This window comes from Brevundimonas viscosa (genome assembly GCF_900116065.1).
Taxonomy (GTDB): domain Bacteria; phylum Pseudomonadota; class Alphaproteobacteria; order Caulobacterales; family Caulobacteraceae; genus Brevundimonas; species Brevundimonas viscosa.
On sequence record NZ_FOZV01000005.1, the window covers coordinates 119,201 to 138,326 of the forward strand.

Sequence of the window (19,126 nt, forward strand, 5' to 3'; positions counted from 1 at the left end):
GGAGCCTCCCTTGCGCCGCGCCACCTGCCTGACATCCGGCCTCACGACCGCGGCCTTCGCGTGCGTCCTCGGGCTGGCCGGAGCCGCGACGGCGCAAGAGGCGGCGGGCGCGGCCCGTGGCCTCCGCTATCTCTCCTGGCCCGGCCGCGCCGCAGCAGCCGTCCAGACCGAGGTCCCCGCGGCGGAAGCGCCGCCTGCCGACCTGCGCCGGCCCAATCGCGTCATCCCGCACGGCGGTGCCGCGGCGGTGCGGCGCCCGGGTCTGGCTCCCGCTCCCGCGCCGGTCCGCCGCACCCTGACCCCGGCGAGCGCCTGGCTCCGCCCGGCCCCCGCGCCGACGCCCGCGCCCCCTCCGGCTCCGGCCCCGGCCCCTGCGACGCAGCCGCCCGTGCCGGACTACCTGCCCGACCACGGCGGCCAGCCCGCGCCGGCCGCGGTCGCCTATCCAGTCCCCTCGACGCCGCAGCCGTCTGGGCCGCCGTCTCTCCACGATCCGATGGCCCCGCGCCGCGACGCCCCGATCTTCCGCCTCGTCCCCCCGACCTCGGCGCCCGTCCCGGCGCCGGAGCCGTCAGACGATCGTTCCGCGGGGGAGGCCCCGCCGCCCCGCCCGGTCGCCGCCGTCACGGCCAATTCCGCCGACCGCCCGCAGCCGCAGGGCGCGCGCTACTACTCCGTCCACCGTCAGAACGGTCGCGAACCGGATGCTGTCGCCCTGCCGGCGCCCAGCTACATCGACGCCCTGGCGATCACCATGACCGAGGCTCCGACCACGCCCGATCTGGCGGCGCCGGATCCTGGGCCGACGCTGATCCGCGACGCCCAGGGACGGGTTCGCGCCCAGCCGGCCGCGCCCGAGGGAGACTACCGGTGACGGATACGACCGTGTCCCGCCTCCCGGATCTGATCGCCCTGGCCGAGGAAAGCTCCAGCGAGAAGCGCCGCGCCCTGCTGCGTGAACTCACCGACCACTTCTTCGGCACGGCGAACCGCACGGAGACGGAGGATGGTCTGTACGGCGCTGTCCTCGCCCGGCTCGCGGACGACATGGAGGCTGCGGTCCGTGCCGAACTGGCGACCCGTTTCGCCAGCGCCCCGGACGCTCCCCACACCCTGATCCGCCGCCTGGCCAATGACGAGGCCTCGGTCGCCGCCCCCGTGCTTTCGAACTCCCCCGTCCTTACCGACGAAGACCTGCTCGGCGTCGTGCGTCGCCACGGTCAGGACCACCTGCGCGCCGTCTCCGCCCGCGCTTCCGTTTCCGAGGCTGTCTCCGACGTGATCGTCGAGCGGGGCGACGACGAGACGCTGGGGACCCTGCTCCGCAACGACGGCGCCCGCCTGTCGCGCAAGGCGTCCGAGACGGCGGTGGAGCGGGCCCGCTCCAACCCGGCCCTGCACGAGGTGACGGTGTCCCGCGCCAGCCTTCCGCCGGACCTGCTCAACGACATGTATTTTGTGGTCGAGGCCCGGCTGCGCGCCCGCATCCTCGAGCAGAACGCCCGCTTGGATCCCGCCCTGCTCGAGACGGCGCTCGCCGCCGGGCGCGCTCGCGTGGCCAGCGACGACGGGACCCTGCCTGCCGACTATTCCGAGTGCCTCGCCTATGTCGAGGAGCTCCGCGCCGCAGGACAGCTCACGCCGCAGATGCTTGCCCGCTTCCTCCGCTCCGGCGGGCGCACCTGCTTCCTGATCGCGCTGGCCCAGCTGTCGGACATCGACTTCCACACGGCCCGGCAGATCGTCGAGCGGCGCGAACTGGACGCCCTGGCCGTGGTCTGCAAGGCCGCCGATCTCGATCGGGCCCTGTTCCTCACCTACGCGGTGGTGCTGCTCAACGACGACGGTGACGCCATGGCCAAGGCCCATGCCTACGCCCGGATGTACGCCGACCTGTCGCGTGAGGCGGCCCTGCGCACGCTTCGCTTCTGGCGCATGCGCCGCGGCGCCCAGGCGGCGGCCTGACCTGCAATTGAAGACGCCCGCCGGAGGAATCCGGCGGGCGTTTCGGGATCGGACCTGGGCCCGATTACTTCTTGGCGCGGGCGCGGGCCGGCTTCCGGCCGCCCTGGCCCAGTCCCATCTGCTTGGCCAGCTCGGACCGCGCCTTGGCGTAGTTCGGGGCGACCATCGGATAGTCCTTAGGCAGCCCCCATTTGGCCCGGTATTCCTCGGGGCTCATGTTGTACTTGGTGCGCAGGTGCCGCTTCAGCGACTTGAACTTGCGGCCGTCCTCCAGGCAGATCAGGTAATCCGGCGTGATCGACTTGCGGATCGGCACCGCGGGCTCGCGCGGCTCCGGCTCTGGCTCGGCCGCGCCCGTGGAGACCTGCGACAGGGCCGCATGAATGCTCGAGATGAGTCCCGGCACCTCTGATGCCTGCACATTGTTGTTGCCGACGTAGGCCGACACGATGTCCGCCGTCATCTCCAGCAGCTGCGAATTCTCTTCCATTGATGTCCCACCTGGTTAATGCCCGGATCGACTGATCAGCCCCGATCCGCCGGTGGCGCTTTGAATAAAGACGTTCGTATTTGAAAGCAATGCGGACACGGAGCGGTCTGCCGCCAGATCAGTGGACCTCCACTTTACGGCTCCGTTTCAGCGTCCGAAGTTTTCCGCCAGCGCCAGCATCGCTGCGCGTTCCGGCGCGGAATAGTCGTCGAGGGCCTCTTCCTCCCCGTCGCGGATCGCACGCAATAGAGCGGGGCTCAGAGCGGACGACAACGACCAGTTCCAATAGCGCAACACCGTCTGCGCCCGGTCGACGGCAAGCATCTCATAGGTGATCTGGACGCGCTCCCAGGTTGAATCCGGGGCGCCGTCGGCATTCGTCTCGGGGCGTCGCATCGAGCGCCACAGCGCCTGCAGGTCGCTGCGCCCGAGGCCGGTCGCCTTGCACAGGATCGCCAGCGGCTCGCCACCGGGATCTCCAAGTATCTTGGCGCCTGTGATCGGCTTTACGCCCGACAGATAGGCGATCTCGCTGGCGATTTCGCGGGTCAGGCCGCCCTGTCCAGCGACCGCCACGGCCTGCTCGAGGCCACCGTACGGGCTCTTCTCGATCGCGGCCCGGTTGCGCTGCCGGCGCTCGATGAACTGCAGCGCCTTGCGCGACACCGGGTCCTGCCAGTTCTCGGCGGCGGCCATGGCGAACACGTCCTCCGCCACCTCCTGCATGACCTCCCGCGACACGGCGAAACGCTGCAGGATGGTTCGACGCTCGTCCGGCCCGCACCACCAGAACATCACGTAAGCCCCGGAGGGCCTCAGTTCCGGCCGCTTCAGCAGGTGCGGGCACAGGCTTCTCTCGGTCCGGCTCAGGCTGACGATGCCTTCGATCGCCACCTGCCCCAGCCGCGCGGAGCTGTTGCGCAGCACCGCCTCGATGACCGGCGTTTCGCCGAAACTCATCAGCGTCTCGGTCAGCACCTCGGAGAGACCGCGTCGGCTGGCCATCAGGAACCGGTGGTCCATCGTCGTGTCGCGGGCGCAGGCCACAAGGTCGGCGTCGGACAACGAGGCGCACTGCTCGATCAGCAGGCCGGCGATGGACGGGTCGTCGCGCAACAGCATCCGCGCAAGGGCGTTCGGCAGTTCGGCCAGGGGCGCCAGCCGGGCCGCCACCCGCCTCCGGTCCTCGGGAGACGCCAGTCGGAGCATCTCGACCAGAAGATCGCCCGTCACGGAGCGCTCGAAGGCGTTGATCCGACTGGCCGGAAGCGACACCACATCGGCCAGCCGCTTGAGCAGCGCGTGCCGCGCGCGGAAGCCCGCGGCGGGCGCGTCCTCCTGGGGCGTGGCGGCGGGCTCGGACATGGCCCGCCACGCTACGGCGAATGCGGTTAACCGGGCGTGACGGCCGCCCTACAGTCCCTCGAACAGCGCCGTCGACAGATACCGCTCCGCGAAGCTTGGAATGATGGCCACCACCGTCTTCGCGGCGTTCTCCTCAAGCGACGCCTGCCGGAAGGCGGCCACCAGTGCGGCCCCCGAGGAAATGCCCACCGGAATGCCCTCGATCCGCGCGGCGCGGCGGGCCATGTCGAAGGCGTCCTCGTTCGAAACCTGCTCGACCCCGTCGATGACGGCGCGGTCGACGTTTGCCGGTATGAAACCCGCCCCGATGCCCTGGATCTTGTGGGGGCCCGGCTCGCCGCCCGACAGCACCGGGCTCGCCGTCGGCTCGACTGCGATCATGCGGACGCCCGGCTTGCGCGCCTTCAGCACCTGGCCGACGCCGGTGATGGTGCCGCCGGTCCCGACGCCGGAGATCACGATGTCCACCTCTCCGCCGGTGTCCGCCCAGATCTCCTCCGCCGTGGTCGCCCGATGGATGGCAGGATTGGCGGGGTTCTCGAACTGCGACGGCATCACGGCGCCCGGCGTCCTTTCGAGCAGTTCATGAGCGGTGGCGATCGCCCCCTTCATGCCCTTCTCGGCCGGGGTGAGCTCCAGCTCCGCGCCCAGCAGCGCCAGCATCTTGCGCCGCTCCATGGACATGCTTTCCGGCATGACAAGGATCAGCCGGTAGCCCTTGGCGGCCGCCACGAAGGCCAGGGCGATGCCCGTGTTGCCGCTCGTCGGCTCGATCAGCACGCCGCCGGGGGCCAGCCGGCCCGTCTGCTCCAGCGCCTCGATCATCGCCACACCGATGCGATCCTTCACCGAGGCCAGCGGGTTGAAGAACTCCAGCTTCGCCAGCACCCGCGCCTTCGGCTTCAGCTCTGCCGACAGTCGCGGCAATCCCACCAGCGGGGTGTCGCCGATCGTGTCGACGATCGACTCGTAGACCTTGCCGCGCCCGGCCTTCGTGTGCCGGGCGGGATCGTAGGGGACGTCGGTCATGGTCGGGACCTCTGGTGGGGAAACGGGTGGTCCAGAAAGATAGGCGGCCAAGCGCCAAGGCAAAGAGCCGCTCGCAATTTCATGCGCCGTTAACCACGTTGCCGCATCCCTGAACGCCTGTCCCCGGGGTTCCAGCTTGCGCAATCTTGTCGCCGCCGTCGAAGCCGTCGACCCGCTGGTCGTGACCGGCAAGGTCGCGGGCGTGAACGGCCTGCTGATCGAGTCGCGCGGCGGGCTCAGCCGCCTGGCGGTCGGCGCGCGCGCCGAGATCGAGCGCGGCCGCGGCCAGCACCCCCTCCCGGCCGAGGTCGTCGGCTTCCGCGACGCCAAGGCCCTGCTGATGCCGTTCGGCCCGGTCGAGGGCGTGGCTCCGGGCGCGGACATCCGCATCATCGACACCGCGGCCACGGTGCGCCCCACCACCGCCTGGCTGGGCCGGATCATCGACGCCTTCGGCAATCCCATCGACGGCAAGGGGCCGCTACCGACCGGGCCGGCCGGCTATCCGCTGCGGGCCCCACCGCCCCCCGCCCACTCCCGCGGCCGCGTCGGGGAGCGTCTCGACCTCGGCGTCCGCGCCATGGACGTGTTCACCACCACCTGCCGCGGCCAGCGCCTCGGCATCTTCGCCGGCTCCGGGGTCGGCAAGTCGGTGCTGCTGTCGATGCTGGCCCGTCAGGCGACCTGCGACGCCGTCGTCGTCGGCCTGATCGGCGAACGGGGCCGCGAGGTGCGCGAATTCGTCGAGGAGACCCTCGGCGAGGAGGGTCTGCGCCGCGCCATCGTCGTCGTCGCCACTTCCGACGAACCGGCCCTGAAGCGCCGCCAGGCGGCCTACATGACCATGGCCTGCGCCGAATTCCTGCGCGACCAGGACCTCGAGGTCCTGTGCCTGATGGACTCGGTCACCCGCTTCGCCATGGCCCAGCGCGAAATCGGCCTCGCCGCCGGCGAGCCCCCGACGACCAAGGGCTACACGCCTACGGTGTTCACCGAACTGCCCAAGCTGCTGGAGCGTGCCGGTCCCGGCCCATTGCGCCCTGACGGCACCACCGCCGCCCCGATCACGGCGCTGTTCACCGTTCTGGTCGACGGCGGCGACCACGACGAGCCCATCGCCGACGCGGTGCGCGGCATTCTCGACGGCCACATCGTCATGGATCGTAAGATCGCCGAGCGCGGCCGCTTCCCGGCCATCGACGTGCTGAAGTCGGTCAGCCGCACCCTGCCCGGCTGCCAGACCCCGCCCGAGCGCGAGCTGAACCGCCGCGCCCGCCAGTGCCTCAGCGCCTACGCCAACATGGAGGAGCTGATCAAGATCGGCGCCTACCGCACCGGCGCCGACCCGATCGTGGACCGCGCCATCGCCCTCAACCCCGCCCTCGAGGCCTTCCTCGGCCAGGACAAGGACGACGCCACACGTCTTACCGATTCCTTTACCCGGCTCGAGGCAATCCTGAATCAGGGCATGATCCCGCAGTGACCGGAGAGTTCGCATGACCGCCTGGGCCCAGTCGTTGATCCGGATCTCCAACTATGAGGTCGAGACGCTGCAGAAGCGCCTCGCCGAGATCACCGCCCGCCGCGTCTCCGCCGAAATGCGCATCGCGGTGCTCGAGGCCGAGGCTCAGGTCGAGCAGGAGCGCGCCCGCCAGGACGCCGAGGCCGCCCTCCTTCTTCAGGCCTATCTGACCGGCTGGAAGGTGCGCAAATCGGCCGCCGAAACCGACGTCGCCGGGATCGAGGCCGAAGAGTCCGGCGCCCGCGACGCTCTCACCGGCGCCTTCGAGGAGCTCAAGAAGTTCGAGCACGTCGCCGAGACCACACGGCTCAATCGCCTCATCGCCGCCGGCAAGCGCGAGACCGCCGCCTTCGACGAGCTTGGCCTCCGCCGCCGTGCGGTCTAGGGCGCACCCGACCCGCCGCCTCGTCCTCGGCTCGGCCGTCGCGCTCGCCGCCTGCGGCCGCCCCGCCGCCCAGACCCCTGCCGGTCCGGCCGCGCCGCTGAAAGACCTCGTCCCCGCCCCCTTCGGCGCCACGGCCATGACCGGCCAGCTGGACGACCCGGCCTGGCGCGAGGCCGTCCTCCGTCACTGCTCGCAGCTCACCCCGGAGTGGGAGCAGAAGATGGAGCGCACCCTTGGCCCCGGCTTCGCCCATGACTTCTCCGCCTCCGACCGGGTGGTCGCCTTCGCCCGCGACCACGGGCTGCGCGTCCACGGCCACACGGTCATCTGGTATTCGCAGGGGTCCGAGGTCTTCACAGACGACCTCCCCCGCGACCGCTTCGCCGCCGAATACGACCGCTACATCCACGCGCTCGTCGGTCGCTACCGGGGGCGGATGGCCGGCTGGGACGTGGTCAACGAGCCGGTGACCGAGGACGGGAACGGCCTGCGCGACTGCCACTGGAGCCGCGCCCTGGGTCCGGAGGGCTACATGGTCCGCGCCTTCCAGCAGGCGAAGGCCGCCGATCCCGACGCCGTCCTGTTCCTGAATGAGTACAATCTCGAGAACATCCCGGCCAAGGGCGCGACCTTCCTGCGCCTGGTCGAGCGGCTTCTGACGCTCGGTGCTCCGATCGACGGCATCGGGACCCAGTCGCACCTCAACATCGAGATCCCGGCCGGGCGCGTCCGCGACTTCTTCCGCGACTCCGCATCGCTCGGTCTGCCGATCCACGTCTCCGAGCTCGACTTTCCGATGCAGCGCGACGGCGGCCACTTGCCCGACCTGCGCTCCACCGCCGAACGCCGGGCCCAGCAGGTCGCCCGCGTCGGCGAACTGGCCGAAGCCTTCGCCGCCCTGCCCGAGCGCCAGCGCTACGCCTTCACCACCTGGGGCCTGCGCGATCCCGACAGCTGGCTGGTCCGCGCCGAAGGCAGGAACCGCACCGACGAAAGCGCCCTGCTCCTCGACGCCGAAGCCCGTCCCAACCCCGCCTACCAGGCCCTCGTCGACGCCTTCACCGGCCGCGCCGGCGCCTGAGCGGAAGACTCACATCCGCGCCGCCGCGATCCCCGTCGTCGCCAGCGCCGCCAGCAGCCCCTCCACCGCCGCTTCCACCGCCGTCTCGTCGCGCCCCCGCACCACAAGGTTGGTGCCGATCTCGCCCACCGAGCCGTGCCCGAACGGATAGCTGCCGAAGCTGATCTCCCGGTTGGCCCGCGCCGCCGCGCCCAGGATGTCGGCCACGCTCCCCTCGCCCACGCCGGTCACCCGCACGGTCCGCGTGTGCACCACCGCCCCGGTGCGCAGCCGCGGCGCCACGTCCTCCAGCATGGCCGTCATGATCTTCGGCACCCCCGCCATCACGAAGACGTTGCCGATGTGGAAGCCCGGTGCGTCGGTCACCGGATTGGCGATCAGGGATCCGCCCGCAGGAATCCGCGCCATCCGCCGCCGCGCCGCGTTGAACTCCGCCCCGTAGCGCCGCTCCAGGATGGCGAGCGCCTCCGGATGCTCGGCGATCCCCACGCCGAACGCCGCCGCAACCGCATCGGCGGTGATGTCGTCGTGGGTCGGGCCGATGCCCCCGGTGGTGAAGACGTAGTCGTGCCCCGCCCTCAGGGCGTTCAGCGCCCCGACGATCTGCTCGTGGCGGTCCCCGACCGTGCGCGCCTCCAGAAGCTCGATCCCCAGCGCCCCGAGGAAGCGCGCGAGGGTGTTCAGATTGGTGTCCTGTGTCCGGCCGGACAGGATTTCGTCGCCGATGATCAGCACGGCCGCGGTGGGGGATGCGTCGTTCATCCGCGCAGGCTAGAGCCTCCCCCATGCGCTTCAAGTCGCCTCTCGAACGCGGAACCCTGATCCGCCGCTACAAGCGCTTTCTCGCCGATGTCACGCTTGACGATGGCTCGACCGCCACGGTCCACGTGCCCAATCCCGGCGCCATGCTCGGCCTGACCGCGCCCGGCCTGCCCGTCTGGCTGTCCCGCTCGCCCGATCCGAAGCGCAAGCTGCCGCTGACCCTGGAGGCCGTCGAGCTTCCCGACGCCGGTCCTGTGGGCGTCAACACCCTCAACCCCAACCGCATCGCCGAGACCGCCATCCCCCGCGGCGACATCCCCGAACTGGCCGGCTATCCAATCCTGCGCCGCGAGGTGCGCTACGACGTCGACAGCCGTATCGACATCCTGCTCCAGTCCGATCCCGACGCCCTCCAGCGCCCGTCCTGCTGGGTCGAGATCAAGAACTGCCACTTCAGCCGTGCCGCCCGCCTCGCCGAGTTCCCGGACTGCAACACCGTTCGCGGCGTGAAGCACCTGAAGGCGCTGGAGCGGGTGGTGGAGGCCGGCGGTCGCGCCGTCATGCTCTTCATCGTCCAGCGCATGGACTGCGACATCTTCACCACCGCCGACGACATCGACCGCGCCTACGGCCCGGCCCTGCGGGAAGCCGCCTCCCGCGGGGTTGAGGTTCTGTGCTACAGTTGCCACCTGACGCCCGAAGCGATCCGCCTGGACCGCGCCCTGCCCTGGCGGCCCTGAAATGAACAAGGGCCCCGCCGAAAGACGACCGATGTACGAGACCCCCGAACTGGACACCGACCACTTCGTTCGCACCCACGAGATCCGCGTCCACCAGGACGAGGAGGCGTGGGAGGGCATGCGCAAGGCCGGCCGCCTCGTCGCCGAGGCGCTCGACATGATCACCGAGTACGTCAAGCCGGGCGTCACCACGGGCGAGATCGACGACCGCATCCGCGAGTTCACCCTCGACCACGGCGCCCTGCCGGCCTGCCTCGGCTACAAGGGCTACGAGAAGACCGTCTGCACCTCGATCAACCACGTCGTCTGCCACGGCATTCCGGGGGACAAGGTCCTGAAGGACGGCGATATCGTCAACGTCGACCACACCGTCATCGTCGACGGCTGGCACGGCGATTCCAGCCGCATGTACGCAGTCGGAAACGTCAACGCCCGCGCCCGCAAGCTGATCGACGTCACCTACGACTCGCTCGAGGCCGGCCTCGCCGTCATCAAGCCGGGCGCCACCTTCGGCGACATCGGCTACGCCATCCAGCAGGTGGTCGAGGCCAACCGCATGTCGGTGGTGCGCGACTTCTGCGGCCACGGCATCGGCCGCCTGTTCCACGACAGCCCCAACGTCCTGCACTACGGCCGCCGCGGCGAGGGCGCGACCCTGAAGAAGGGCATGTTCTTCACCGTCGAACCGATGGTGAACCTCGGCAAGCCGCACGTGAAGGTCCTGTCCGACGGCTGGACCGCCGTCACCCGCGACAAGTCCCTCTCCTCCCAGTGCGAGCACACGATCGGCGTCACGGACGACGGCGTCGAGTTGTTCACCGCCAGCGCCGCCGGCCTGTTCCGTCCGAAGTTCTGACGACGCTGGACGTTCACCGTCTGTTCTGACATCGTGCCGCCCCGGTCGACCCGGAGGCTGTCATGTCCTCAGTGCTGCCGTTTCCCGCGCCGGAACGCCGGCCAGAGCCGACGTCTGCCGCGCCGCCGGGGCGTCTGACGGCCGCCGGCCTCGGGGGCCATCGCGAGCGCCTGCGCCAGCGGGCCCGCGGCGCCGGCCTCGCCCACCTCCCCGACTACGAACTGCTGGAGCTCTTCCTGTTCCGTAGCCAGCCGCAGGGCGACGTCAAGCCGATCGCCAAGACCTTGCTGGCCCGCTTCGGTTCGCTCGCCGCCGTCCTCGCCGCCCCGGTCGAGGATCTGATGACGGTCCGGGCCGAGGACGCCCGGGGTCGCGTGAAGGGCGTCGGCGCCGAGACCGCGCTGGACCTGGCGGCCCTGCACGAGGTCGCCCGCCGGGTGCTGCGCGAGGAGGCGGTCACCCGGCCTGTAATCGCCTCCTGGACAGCGCTGGTCTCCTACGTCCGCGTCGCCCTCCAGCACGAGCCGCGCGAGCAGTTCCGGGTGCTGTTCCTCGACAACCACAACAAGCTGATCCTCGACGAGGTGCAGAATCGCGGCACCGTCGACCATGCGCCGGTCTATCCGCGCGAGGTGGTCCGGCGCGCCCTCGAACTCTCGGCCAAGAACCTGATCATCGTGCACAATCACCCCTCCGGCGATCCCACCCCATCGCGCGCCGACATCCAGATGACCCGCCAGGTCATCGACGCCGCCCGGGCGCTGGAGATCGCCGTGCACGACCACCTCGTCGTCGGCCGTGAGGGCGTGGCCAGCTTCAAGCAACTGGGCCTGATGTGACCGGACCTTCCCGCCGCACAATGCTGGCCGCCGCGCCGGTCGCCGCTCTCGCCGGCGGCGCGAGCGGACCGGCGAGAGCGCCTGCCGTCATGGTCTCCACCTGGGACTTCGGAGCCGCCGCCAACGCCGCCGGCTGGGCGGCGCGTCACGCCGGCGGTTCGGCGCTGGACATGGTCGAGGCCGGCGGCCGCGTCGCCGAGGCGGACGAGACCAACAGCTCGGTCGGCCTCGGCGGCCTGCCGGACCGCGACGGCCGGGTCACCCTCGACGCCTGCGTGATGACCTGGGCCGGCGACGTCGGCGCAGTCTGCGCGCTTGAGGACGTGGTCCACGCCGTCTCCGTCGCCCGCGCCGTGATGGAGAAGACGCCACATGTCTTGCTCGTCGGCGCAGGCGCCCGGGCGTTTGCGGTCGAACAGGGCTTCCCGACGCAGAACCTTCTCACCCCGCGGGCCGAAGCGGCGTGGCGGGACTGGCTGCGCACCGCCGAATACGCGCCCCGCATCAACAGCGAGAACAACGACTGGCGGGGCATGCCAGGCGGCGCCGCCGACCACGACACCATCGGCCTGCTGGCCGTCGACCCCGGCGGCCGCATGGCCGGCGCCTGCACCACCTCCGGCATGGCCTTCAAGATGCGCGGCCGCGTCGGCGACAGCCCGCTGATCGGCGCCGGCCTCTATGTCGACGACGAGGTCGGCGGCTGCACCGCCACCGGGGTCGGCGAGGACGTCGTCCGCGTCGCCGGTTCTCATGCGGTGGTCGAAGCGATGCGGAGCGGTCTCCACCCGACCGCAGCCTGCCGCCGCGTGATCGAGCGCCTCGCCCGCCTGCGCGGATCGAAGGTCGCCGCCAGCCAGATCGCCCTGCTGGCGCTCGACAAGCAGGGCCGGTCCGGCGCCTTCGCGCTGCAGCCCGGCTTCACCTATGCTGTGACCGACGCCGCCGGCGCCACCCGTATCGAGCGCGCGTCCGCCCTGTTCGAGGCCTCATGAGCACGACCCTGATCACCGCTCGCCTGACCCTCGCCCCCGCGGCTGTCTCCGACTTCGCCGACCTGGTGAAGCTGTGGGGGGATCCCGTTTTCGCCACCTCGATCTTCCCCGCGCCCCTGACCTCCGAGGACGTCTGGTTCCGCCTCCTGCGCGACATCGGCCACTGGGAGGCGCTGGGCCACGGCAACTGGTCGATCCGCGAGACCGCCACCGGTGACTACGTCGGCAGCGTCGGCGTTCTGGATTACCGCCGCCTGCTCGATCCCCCGTTCGACGCCCCCGAACTCGGCTGGGGGGTCGCCCCCCGCTTCCAGGGCAAGGGCCTCGCCTTCGAGGCGCTCTCCGCCGCCCTCGCCTGGTGCGACGACGCGCTGAACGCCCCGCGCACCGTCTGCATGATCTCGCCCGACAACGCGCCCTCGCACGCCCTCGCCGCCCGCGCCGGCTACGTCCGCTACGCCGACGCCGTCTACAAGGGCGAGCCCGTCGTCCTGCTGGAGCGCCGCGCGGCGTAGCCTGACATTAAGGTTTACGGACCTATCCTCCGGCCGAACCCGGAGACCGCCTGTCCCATGCCCATGCCTGTCGAAGAGCTTCGCCGGTGCCTGACCGAAGCCTTTCCCGACGCCGAGATCGCCATCGACGATCTGGCCGGCGACGGCGACCACTATCGTGCGCGCATCGTCTCGACGAGGTTCGCGGGCCTGCCGCGGGTGCGCCAGCACCAGCTGGTCTACGCCGCCCTGAAAGGCCGAATGGGCGGCGAGCTGCATGCCCTGGCGCTTGAGACCTCGGCCCCCGCGGGAGACTGACCATGCGCTATCGTCCCTTCGGCTCGGCCGGCCAAGCCGTCTCGGCCCTGACCCTCAGCCTTGGCGCGCGCGACATCGCCCGTGGCCCCGACGCGGGCCGCGAACTGGTCTATTCGGCGCTCGAAGCGGGCATCAACAGCTACCGCCTTTGCTCGGCCGACCCCGTTCTGGCGGAAGTGCTGGGCGACGCCCTGCAGCATGTCGACCGCAAGCTGGTCCAGGTCGCCCTCACCCTCGGGGCCGGCGACGGCCGCCGCGGCTCCGACCGCGACTTCTCCGCCGAGGGCATGACCGCCGCCATCGACCGCACCCTGCATGCCTCGCGCCTCGGCTGGTTCGACCTCGCCATCCTCCATGAGCCCGCCGAGCATGAACTGCCACAGACATCGCTGAATGCGCTCAAGGCCTTGCGCGCTACCGAGCGGGTCCGCCTGCTGGGGGTCTCCGGCGAGGGCGAGGTGATGGACGCCTACGTCTCGACGGGCGCCTTTGACGTCCTCGCCACGCCCTACCACGTCAATTCGCCGTGGCAGATCCGCCACCGCCTGCGCGTCGCTCGCGAGCAGGACATGGCGATCTTCGTGTACGACTACTTCCCCGAAAGCCTCGACACGGCCAAGAAGGCCGCCTCGGCCCATGTGGAGAAGAAGGGTTTCCTCGGCTTCGGGCGTCCCGGCGGCCGATCCAGGAAGGACCCCCTCGCCGGCGCCGGCACCTTCGCCTTCCTGCACCAGACCAACGCGTGGTCGGCCGAGGCCATCTGTCTCGCATACGCCCTGACCGACCCGTCGGTCTCCAGCGTCCTCGTCGAAGCCTCTGACGTCGAGCGGTTGAACACCCTGGCCGTGGTGCCCGATCGGGACATGCCGCCGGGGCTGGCGGCGCAGATCGAGATGGCCCGCATCGCCAGCGTCAAGGCGGCCTGAGCCCCTGCGTCCCCTGGCCGCCCTTGACCCTGCGGCCCGCCGCCCCTAGCTGACGGCCTTCACCTAAAAGGCCAGTTCCGTGACCGATCAAGCCGTCGCCGACCCCGTCCGCACCTTCATCGACGAGACCGTCAAGTCGCACGATGTCGTGCTGTTCATGAAGGGCACCCCGGATGCGCCGCGCTGCGGCTTCTCCTCGCTGGCGGTGCAGATCCTCGACCATGTCGGCGCGCCCTTCGTCGGCGTCGACGTGTTGCAGGACGAGGCGCTGCGCGAAGGCGTCAAGGCCTACACCGACTGGCCGACCATTCCCCAGCTGTACGTCAAGGGCGAGTTCGTCGGCGGCTCCGACATCGTGCGCGAGATGTTCAACGCGGGCGAGTTGCAGACGCTGATGGCCGACAAGGGCGTGTCGCTGGGCGGCGCCGACGCCTGATGGCCCGGCCCCAGCTGGAGCCCCGGGCGGACCGTGAAATCTTCGAGCTGCCGCTGGAAGTCCGGCCCGAACACATCGACGAGAACGGCCACGTCAACAACGTGGTCTACGTCGGCTGGCTGCAGGACGCGGGCACGGCGCACTGGAACGCCCGTTTCGACGCCGATGCGCGCGCGAAATGGTCGTGGGTCGGCACCCGGCACGAGATCGACTACTTCCGCCCGCTGATGCCGGATGCGACTGGCGTGAAGGCCCGCACCTGGGTCGGCGACCCCCACGGTCCACGCTTCAACCGCTACGTCCGCATCGAGGACGGGGAGGGGCGGCTCTGCGCCCAGGGCGTCACGGAATGGGTGCTGGTGGACGCCGCGACGATGCGGCCGCACCGCATCCCGGCCGACATCCTGCCCGCCTTCGAAAGGCGCTGACCGGAGAGGGTCAGGTCCGCGGCATCTGGTAGGGGTTCTCGACCGTCACGCGCGCCCCGGCTTCGAGGCCGAGTTCCTGGAAAGTCCAGCTGATCTCCACGCCCTCCGGAAGCGGTTGGCCGCACGAGTCCTCCTTGAGGCGTCGCAGGGTGATCACCGCTCCGTCGCGCGCCGGCCGGACCACCGCGGTCAGATCGGCCTTCTGGGTGCATCCGTTGGAGCTGACCCAGAACACCGCCTGGTCGTCCGCGATCGCGGCGGCGTGGATCGCCTCCACCTGTCCCGGCATCGCCGCGACCTCCGCCGGTCCGGCGGGTTGCAGGCGGTCGAACACGGCGCAGCCGGTCAGCAGCTGCGCCGACGCGAGGGCGGCGGCGAGGGCGATGGACGATCTCATCCCGGCCTCCTGCGCCCGGATTTCCTGAACGCCCTGATTTTGCCCCGCTTCGCCGCGGAAGGAAACCGTCGTTGTCCTTGTCCCCACGCAAAAAGGCCCCGGATTCCTCCGGGGCCTCTTCACATTCCGTATCGTGCGGCTCGGCTTACGACGAGTAGTATTCCACGACCAGGTTCGGCTCCATCTTCACCGGGAACGGCACGTCGGCCAGTTCCGGCACGCGGACGTAACGGACCGAGAAACCGCGGTCGCCGATCTCGAGGTAGTCGGGGATGTCGCGCTCCGACGATTGCTGGGCTTCCAGCACCAGCGCCATCGAGCGGGACTTCTCCTTGACCTCGATCACCTGGCCCGGCTTCACCCGGTAGGAGCCGATGTCGACCTTCTTGCCGTCGACGGTCACGTGGCCGTGGCTGACGAACTGGCGGGCGGCCCACACGGTCGGCACGAACTTGGCGCGGTAGACGATGGCGTCCAGGCGCGATTCCAGCAGGCCGATCAGGTTCTCCGAGCTGTTGCCCTTGCGGCGGGTCGCTTCGGCGTAGATCGCCGAGAACTGCTTCTCGGTGATGTTGCCGTAGTAGCCCTTCAGCTTCTGCTTGGCCTTCAGCTGCAGGCCGAAGTCAGAGACCTTCGACTTGCGGCGCTGGCCATGCTGGCCGGGGCCGTAGCTGCGCTTGTTGACCGGGGACTTCGAGCGGCCCCACAGGTTTTCACCCATGGCCCGGTCGAGCTTGTACTTGGCGCTGTGGCGCTTGGACATAAGTCACTCTCTATGTTGATGCGGCCCGGTCCCTCCCCGACTGGAGGGACGATCTCAACGGCGGTCCACGCATCGTCCGTCATGCAACGCGCCCCGGACCGAAGCCCGGGGCGTGAAGGCGGGGCTTATCGCCGCCGCCCCGTTCGGAGTCAAGGCGCGCTCATTCCGCGGCGGCGGCGACAGGACCGGCCGGCGCGACTTCGCCGCCCTCCGGAACCCAGCTGAAGCCGTCAGGCCCCCGCTTGAACCGCCCGACGCCCGGGAACGGGAAGTGGACGCCATAGATGCGTAGGCCATCGCGCACGCCGCGGTCCAGCAGACCGGCCCGCGTACGGATCGCCATGGCGCTGTCGGCGTCCCAGGCGTTGCGCAGCTCCGGCGCGCGGACCGAGACGATCGAGCTGTGAAGGGCGTCGCCGATGTACAGCAGCCGCTCCTCGCCGGAGGCGATCTCGAAGCCGCTGTGACCCGCCGTGTGTCCCGGCAGGGCCACGACCGTGATCGCCGGGGTGATCGCGGCGCCGGCCGCGAATGTCTGCACCTTCGGCGTGATCAGGCGCGTCAGCTCGGCCAGGCGCGGCTCTACCCGGATCTCTTCCCAGGTCGCCGCGTCCATCCGGATCGTGGCGTTGGGGAATGCCAGGGCCCCGCCGGCCGTCAGGCCGCCGATGTGGTCGCCGTGGGCGTGGGAGATCAGCACGTCGGTGACCTGTCCGGGCTCCACCCCCGCCGCGCGCAGCGACGCCGGCAGCCGGTTCTCCGTGCCCATCTGACCGCCCGCGCCGGCGTCGATCAGCACCGTCCGCTCGCCGTCGCGAACCAGCAGCGGCTGGATCGACAGATGGATGGTCCCGTCCTGCACGCCGGCCGTGGTCAGCAGGACGGCGGTCTGAGCCGGCGGCCACGGGCTCATTTCCGGGTCGTTCGCCGGCAGGGCGAGGGCCCCGTCACGCAGCGCCGCGGCCTGCAACGCGCCGATGCGGAAGGCGTGAACATCGGCGGATGCGGCGATGGGCTCCGCGCCGGCCGCCTCCCCCTCGGCGGTCCGACCGCCCTCCGGCGAACAGGCTCCCGCGCCGAGGGCGGCGAGCATCAGGCCGGCGGCGGCGAGGCGGGCGTGAAAGGTCATGGCGGGCTCCGGGATTGAATGGCCCCGCTTACTTGGGAGCCCGGCCGCGCGGCGCCAGACCGCCGGGCGCGAAACCCGGCGGCCTGACGGAGGCTCAGGCCGTCGCGGCCGCGTACAGCTCGTTGGCCTTGTTCCAGTTCACCACCGTCCAGAAGGCCTTCAGATAGTCGGCCCGGCGGTTCTGGTACTTCAGGTAATAGGCGTGCTCCCACACGTCGGCGCCCAGCACCACCGCGCCCTTCTCGTCGGCCACGTCCATCAGCGGATTGTCCTGGTTCGGCGTCGAGGTGACCTTGAGCTTGCCGTCTTGGACGATCAGCCAGGCCCAGCCCGAGCCGAACTGGCCGGCGCCGGCGGCGTTGAACGCCTCCTTGAACTTGTCCATGCCGCCGAGGTCGCGGTCGATGGCCGCGGCCAGCTCCGCCGACGGCTGCCCGGCCTTGTCCGCGGGGGCCAGCAGCTCCCAGAACAGGCTGTGGTTCCAGTGCCCGCCGCCGTTGTTGCGCACCGCCTTGGGCAGTTTCGACATGTTGGCGAACATCTCCTCCAGCGACTGGCCCTGCAGGCTGCTGTCGGCATCCACCGCCTTGTTCAGGTTGTCGACATAGGTCTGGTGGTGCTTGTCGTGGTGGAAGGTCATCGTCTCCTTGTCGATCGCCGGCTCCAGGGCGTCGTAGGCGTACGGCAGGGGCGGAAGGGTGAAGGCCATGGGGAGGCTCCTGTTTTCGACAAAAGGTACGGCGCCGGATGTAGGCGGCCGGACGGCCGCGCCCAAGGCGCGGGGCGACGATTCCGTCAGGTTTCGAACGGTTGCCGCACGGCGCCGGTTGCCCGACGGTCCTCGAGGGACAGGATCGGAGGATGGGCATGGCCGGATGGAAGAAGATCGCCGCGGTCGCGGGACTGGGCCTTGGTCTCTCCGGCTGCGCCAGCGACCCGGAGTTCTGGGACAACCTCGCCTACGGCCTCGACACGCTCGCCTACGAACTGGAGAACCAGCCGGTCTGCAGCTGGTACACCGACGCCTACGGCATGGCGCGCCAGTACTGCGAGCCGGCGTGGATGGCGAACCAGCCAGTCTACGTCGCCCCTGTCTACGTGCCGCCCGTCTATACGCCGCCGCCGCGAGCACACCGCGACAGGCATGATCGTCGCGACCGCCGCGACCACCGTGGCCGACGTGACGACCGGGGGCATGACCGGGATGGCGACCGCGGAGGTCGCCGGGGCCGCAAGGGCTAGCCGCCCGACCCGCTCAGCCAGTGCATCACGTTCAGCCCGAAGCGGGCGTTGCCCGGCGCGACGTTCATCCCGAACCTGAGATCCGGCCGGCCGTCCGGGAAACGCACCAGCTGGGCCGACAGCATGCCGGCCTCGCCCAGCACCACCACCCGGCCTTCGCCGTGCTCGAAGGCCAGCGCCTGCGCCGGCAGGGCGGGCGCCGACAGCTCCGCCGTCACCGTCTCTGCGGCCTCGCCGGCCTCGATGCGCGCGACGAGGCGCTGCAGCGTCGGCAGGTTGGCCGCCTCCCGCGCGCCGACGGTCAGCGGCAACAGAACGGTCGCTCCCGGCGGCCCGGCCAGCGACTGCCCGGTGAAGGCGGTCACGCTCTCCACCCGCTCGTCCGCCCCGCTCCCGGTCATGATCGGGTGCGCCCCGAAGGCCTCGGGCGGATAGACCAGGTTGGTCGTCACACTCCTGCCGGTGGCGATGGCAAAGGCGTAGCCTTTGCCCATCCGCACGCCGAAGGCCGCCGCCAGCGGCTCGGCCGCCGCCCCGAACGGGGCATGGTCGGCGATCAGCAGCAGCCGCCCGCCATCCCGCACCCAGGCCTCCACCGCCGCGATCTCCGCCCCGGTGAAGATCGGCCCCGCCGGCTCCTGCACGGCGCCGGCGTTGGCGATCACCAGCACATCGACCTCGTCCAGCCCGCCGGCGTCGAACGCCGCCGTCCCGGCCCGCACCTCGTAGCCGTCGGCCCGGAGCAGCGCCGCGAACGGGGCGTACTGCCCCGCGACCGTGTGGAAGTTGTGGTGCGCCCCGTCGATCACCACGGTCGGCCCGTCGGACGCATAGGCGGGGCGCGCGACGGCGGGCCTGAAGTCGGGGTCGACCACCTGCTGTTGCGCTGCGGCCGACCCGGCCGTCAGGACGGCGGCGAGCGCAAGGATCAGGGCGGACGGTCTCATCGGAAGCCTCCTGCGAC

24 protein-coding genes are annotated in these 19,126 nt (G+C 70.7%); 15 read left to right on the forward strand and 9 right to left on the reverse strand.

Annotated elements, in window-relative coordinates; translation table 11 throughout:
- Positions 1 to 10 precede the first annotated feature (10 nt).
- Positions 11 to 874: a hypothetical protein gene (locus tag BM333_RS10740; RefSeq protein ID WP_092311081.1), complete on the forward strand. Its 864-nt coding sequence runs from the start codon at positions 11 to 13 to the stop codon at positions 872 to 874.
- A gap of 11 nt (positions 875 to 885) precedes the next feature.
- Positions 886 to 1,965: a DUF2336 domain-containing protein gene (locus BM333_RS10745; RefSeq protein WP_245777238.1), complete on the forward strand. Its 1,080-nt coding sequence runs from the start codon at positions 886 to 888 to the stop codon at positions 1,963 to 1,965.
- A gap of 64 nt (positions 1,966 to 2,029) precedes the next feature.
- Here the strand turns inward: BM333_RS10745 and BM333_RS10750 are convergent, their stop codons facing one another.
- The 3 genes from BM333_RS10750 to cysK all read right to left on the reverse strand — a co-directional run bounded on the left by BM333_RS10750 (position 2,030) and on the right by cysK (position 4,849).
- Positions 2,030 to 2,455, reverse strand: coding sequence for a Ros/MucR family transcriptional regulator (locus BM333_RS10750; protein WP_092311087.1), 426 nt, complete (start codon positions 2,453 to 2,455; stop codon positions 2,030 to 2,032).
- A gap of 147 nt (positions 2,456 to 2,602) precedes the next feature.
- Entirely contained in the window at positions 2,603 to 3,820 is a 1,218-nt protein-coding gene (locus tag BM333_RS10755; protein WP_092311090.1) for a DUF2336 domain-containing protein, read from the reverse strand.
- A gap of 48 nt (positions 3,821 to 3,868) precedes the next feature.
- Complete coding sequence (cysK, locus tag BM333_RS10760) at positions 3,869 to 4,849, reverse strand: cysteine synthase A (RefSeq protein ID WP_092311093.1); 981 nt, start codon at positions 4,847 to 4,849, stop codon at positions 3,869 to 3,871.
- A gap of 136 nt (positions 4,850 to 4,985) precedes the next feature.
- On the opposite strand from cysK, the gene fliI reads away from it, so the two are divergent.
- Genes fliI through BM333_RS10775 form a run of 3 tightly spaced genes read left to right on the forward strand, consistent with a single transcriptional unit; the run spans position 4,986 to position 7,837 of the window.
- A complete protein-coding gene (fliI, locus tag BM333_RS10765) occupies positions 4,986 to 6,332 on the forward strand; it encodes a flagellar protein export ATPase FliI (RefSeq protein WP_092311096.1) in 1,347 nt (448 codons plus the stop codon).
- A gap of 13 nt (positions 6,333 to 6,345) precedes the next feature.
- Positions 6,346 to 6,756: a flagellar export protein FliJ gene (locus tag BM333_RS10770; RefSeq protein WP_092311099.1), complete on the forward strand. Its 411-nt coding sequence runs from the start codon at positions 6,346 to 6,348 to the stop codon at positions 6,754 to 6,756.
- A complete protein-coding gene (locus tag BM333_RS10775) occupies positions 6,731 to 7,837 on the forward strand; it encodes an endo-1,4-beta-xylanase (protein ID WP_245777239.1) in 1,107 nt (368 codons plus the stop codon). The genes BM333_RS10770 and BM333_RS10775 overlap by 26 nt, the downstream gene beginning before the upstream one ends.
- Before the next feature lie 9 nt (positions 7,838 to 7,846).
- On the opposite strand, the gene BM333_RS10780 is transcribed toward BM333_RS10775, so the two are convergent.
- Positions 7,847 to 8,599 carry a competence/damage-inducible protein A gene (locus BM333_RS10780; protein WP_092311102.1) on the reverse strand — a complete coding sequence of 251 codons (753 nt, stop codon included), beginning with the start codon at positions 8,597 to 8,599 and terminating at the stop codon, positions 7,847 to 7,849.
- A 23-nt stretch (positions 8,600 to 8,622) separates the two neighbouring features.
- On the opposite strand from BM333_RS10780, the gene sfsA reads away from it, so the two are divergent.
- From sfsA to BM333_RS10825, 9 genes are all read left to right on the forward strand, one after another.
- A complete protein-coding gene (gene sfsA / locus BM333_RS10785) occupies positions 8,623 to 9,339 on the forward strand; it encodes a DNA/RNA nuclease SfsA (RefSeq protein ID WP_092311105.1) in 717 nt (238 codons plus the stop codon).
- A gap of 31 nt (positions 9,340 to 9,370) precedes the next feature.
- Complete coding sequence (map, locus tag BM333_RS10790) at positions 9,371 to 10,195, forward strand: type I methionyl aminopeptidase (RefSeq protein WP_092311109.1); 825 nt, start codon at positions 9,371 to 9,373, stop codon at positions 10,193 to 10,195.
- Between the two features lie 62 nt (positions 10,196 to 10,257).
- Complete coding sequence (gene radC / locus BM333_RS10795) at positions 10,258 to 11,034, forward strand: RadC family protein (RefSeq protein WP_092311112.1); 777 nt, start codon at positions 10,258 to 10,260, stop codon at positions 11,032 to 11,034.
- Positions 11,031 to 12,029 (forward strand): glycosylasparaginase, encoded by a 999-nt coding sequence (locus tag BM333_RS10800; RefSeq protein WP_245777240.1) that lies wholly within the window; start codon positions 11,031 to 11,033, stop codon positions 12,027 to 12,029. Before radC ends, BM333_RS10800 begins: the two co-directional genes overlap by 4 nt.
- The gene (locus BM333_RS10805) at positions 12,026 to 12,544 is read left to right on the forward strand and encodes a GNAT family N-acetyltransferase (protein WP_092311118.1); all 519 of its coding nucleotides are present in this window, start codon (positions 12,026 to 12,028) and stop codon (positions 12,542 to 12,544) included. The genes BM333_RS10800 and BM333_RS10805 overlap by 4 nt, the downstream gene beginning before the upstream one ends.
- Positions 12,545 to 12,601: 57 nt before the next feature.
- The gene (locus tag BM333_RS10810) at positions 12,602 to 12,841 is read left to right on the forward strand and encodes a BolA family protein (protein ID WP_092311121.1); all 240 of its coding nucleotides are present in this window, start codon (positions 12,602 to 12,604) and stop codon (positions 12,839 to 12,841) included.
- Positions 12,842 to 12,843: 2 nt separating this feature from the next.
- Positions 12,844 to 13,767: an aldo/keto reductase gene (locus BM333_RS10815; RefSeq protein ID WP_092311124.1), complete on the forward strand. Its 924-nt coding sequence runs from the start codon at positions 12,844 to 12,846 to the stop codon at positions 13,765 to 13,767.
- A 79-nt stretch (positions 13,768 to 13,846) separates the two neighbouring features.
- The gene (gene grxD / locus BM333_RS10820; RefSeq protein ID WP_092311127.1) at positions 13,847 to 14,203 is read left to right on the forward strand and encodes a Grx4 family monothiol glutaredoxin; all 357 of its coding nucleotides are present in this window, start codon (positions 13,847 to 13,849) and stop codon (positions 14,201 to 14,203) included.
- Positions 14,203 to 14,631 carry an acyl-CoA thioesterase gene (locus tag BM333_RS10825; protein ID WP_092311130.1) on the forward strand — a complete coding sequence of 143 codons (429 nt, stop codon included), beginning with the start codon at positions 14,203 to 14,205 and terminating at the stop codon, positions 14,629 to 14,631. The genes grxD and BM333_RS10825 overlap by 1 nt, the downstream gene beginning before the upstream one ends.
- 10 nt (positions 14,632 to 14,641) lie before the next feature.
- Here BM333_RS10825 and BM333_RS10830 read toward each other — a convergent pair whose 3' ends face one another.
- From BM333_RS10830 to BM333_RS10845, 4 genes are all read right to left on the reverse strand, one after another.
- Entirely contained in the window at positions 14,642 to 15,028 is a 387-nt protein-coding gene (locus BM333_RS10830) for a hypothetical protein (RefSeq protein ID WP_092311133.1), read from the reverse strand.
- Positions 15,029 to 15,173: 145 nt separating this feature from the next.
- Positions 15,174 to 15,791 (reverse strand): 30S ribosomal protein S4, encoded by a 618-nt coding sequence (gene rpsD, locus BM333_RS10835; RefSeq protein ID WP_092311136.1) that lies wholly within the window; start codon positions 15,789 to 15,791, stop codon positions 15,174 to 15,176.
- A 160-nt stretch (positions 15,792 to 15,951) separates the two neighbouring features.
- Complete coding sequence (locus BM333_RS10840; RefSeq protein WP_092311139.1) at positions 15,952 to 16,920, reverse strand: MBL fold metallo-hydrolase; 969 nt, start codon at positions 16,918 to 16,920, stop codon at positions 15,952 to 15,954.
- 94 nt (positions 16,921 to 17,014) lie between these two features.
- Positions 17,015 to 17,629: a superoxide dismutase gene (locus BM333_RS10845; RefSeq protein ID WP_092311142.1), complete on the reverse strand. Its 615-nt coding sequence runs from the start codon at positions 17,627 to 17,629 to the stop codon at positions 17,015 to 17,017.
- A 158-nt stretch (positions 17,630 to 17,787) separates the two neighbouring features.
- Between BM333_RS10845 and BM333_RS15975 the strand changes: the two genes are divergently transcribed.
- Positions 17,788 to 18,162, forward strand: coding sequence for a hypothetical protein (locus tag BM333_RS15975; RefSeq protein ID WP_177221869.1), 375 nt, complete (start codon positions 17,788 to 17,790; stop codon positions 18,160 to 18,162).
- Here the strand turns inward: BM333_RS15975 and BM333_RS10855 are convergent.
- Positions 18,159 to 19,109 carry a DUF4350 domain-containing protein gene (locus BM333_RS10855; RefSeq protein WP_092311148.1) on the reverse strand — a complete coding sequence of 317 codons (951 nt, stop codon included), beginning with the start codon at positions 19,107 to 19,109 and terminating at the stop codon, positions 18,159 to 18,161. The two genes, BM333_RS15975 and BM333_RS10855, sit on opposite strands and share 4 nt — an antisense overlap.
- Positions 19,110 to 19,126 lie beyond the last annotated feature (17 nt).

Coding starts and splice junctions, on each gene's coding strand:
- BM333_RS10750 (WP_092311087.1), bottom strand. CDS start 2,455: ATGGAAGAGAATTCGCAGCTGCTGGAGATGACGGCGGACATCGTGTCG.
- BM333_RS10755 (WP_092311090.1), bottom strand. CDS start 3,820: ATGTCCGAGCCCGCCGCCACGCCCCAGGAGGACGCGCCCGCCGCGGGC.
- cysK (WP_092311093.1), bottom strand. CDS start 4,849: ATGACCGACGTCCCCTACGATCCCGCCCGGCACACGAAGGCCGGGCGC.
- BM333_RS10770 (WP_092311099.1), top strand. CDS start 6,346: ATGACCGCCTGGGCCCAGTCGTTGATCCGGATCTCCAACTATGAGGTC.
- BM333_RS10780 (WP_092311102.1), bottom strand. CDS start 8,599: ATGAACGACGCATCCCCCACCGCGGCCGTGCTGATCATCGGCGACGAA.
- sfsA (WP_092311105.1), top strand. CDS start 8,623: ATGCGCTTCAAGTCGCCTCTCGAACGCGGAACCCTGATCCGCCGCTAC.
- map (WP_092311109.1), top strand. CDS start 9,371: ATGTACGAGACCCCCGAACTGGACACCGACCACTTCGTTCGCACCCAC.
- radC (WP_092311112.1), top strand. CDS start 10,258: ATGTCCTCAGTGCTGCCGTTTCCCGCGCCGGAACGCCGGCCAGAGCCG.
- BM333_RS10805 (WP_092311118.1), top strand. CDS start 12,026: ATGAGCACGACCCTGATCACCGCTCGCCTGACCCTCGCCCCCGCGGCT.
- BM333_RS10810 (WP_092311121.1), top strand. CDS start 12,602: ATGCCCATGCCTGTCGAAGAGCTTCGCCGGTGCCTGACCGAAGCCTTT.
- BM333_RS10815 (WP_092311124.1), top strand. CDS start 12,844: ATGCGCTATCGTCCCTTCGGCTCGGCCGGCCAAGCCGTCTCGGCCCTG.
- BM333_RS10825 (WP_092311130.1), top strand. CDS start 14,203: ATGGCCCGGCCCCAGCTGGAGCCCCGGGCGGACCGTGAAATCTTCGAG.
- BM333_RS10830 (WP_092311133.1), bottom strand. CDS start 15,028: ATGAGATCGTCCATCGCCCTCGCCGCCGCCCTCGCGTCGGCGCAGCTG.
- rpsD (WP_092311136.1), bottom strand. CDS start 15,791: ATGTCCAAGCGCCACAGCGCCAAGTACAAGCTCGACCGGGCCATGGGT.
- BM333_RS10840 (WP_092311139.1), bottom strand. CDS start 16,920: ATGACCTTTCACGCCCGCCTCGCCGCCGCCGGCCTGATGCTCGCCGCC.
- BM333_RS10845 (WP_092311142.1), bottom strand. CDS start 17,629: ATGGCCTTCACCCTTCCGCCCCTGCCGTACGCCTACGACGCCCTGGAG.
- BM333_RS15975 (WP_177221869.1), top strand. CDS start 17,788: ATGGCCGGATGGAAGAAGATCGCCGCGGTCGCGGGACTGGGCCTTGGT.
- BM333_RS10855 (WP_092311148.1), bottom strand. CDS start 19,109: ATGAGACCGTCCGCCCTGATCCTTGCGCTCGCCGCCGTCCTGACGGCC.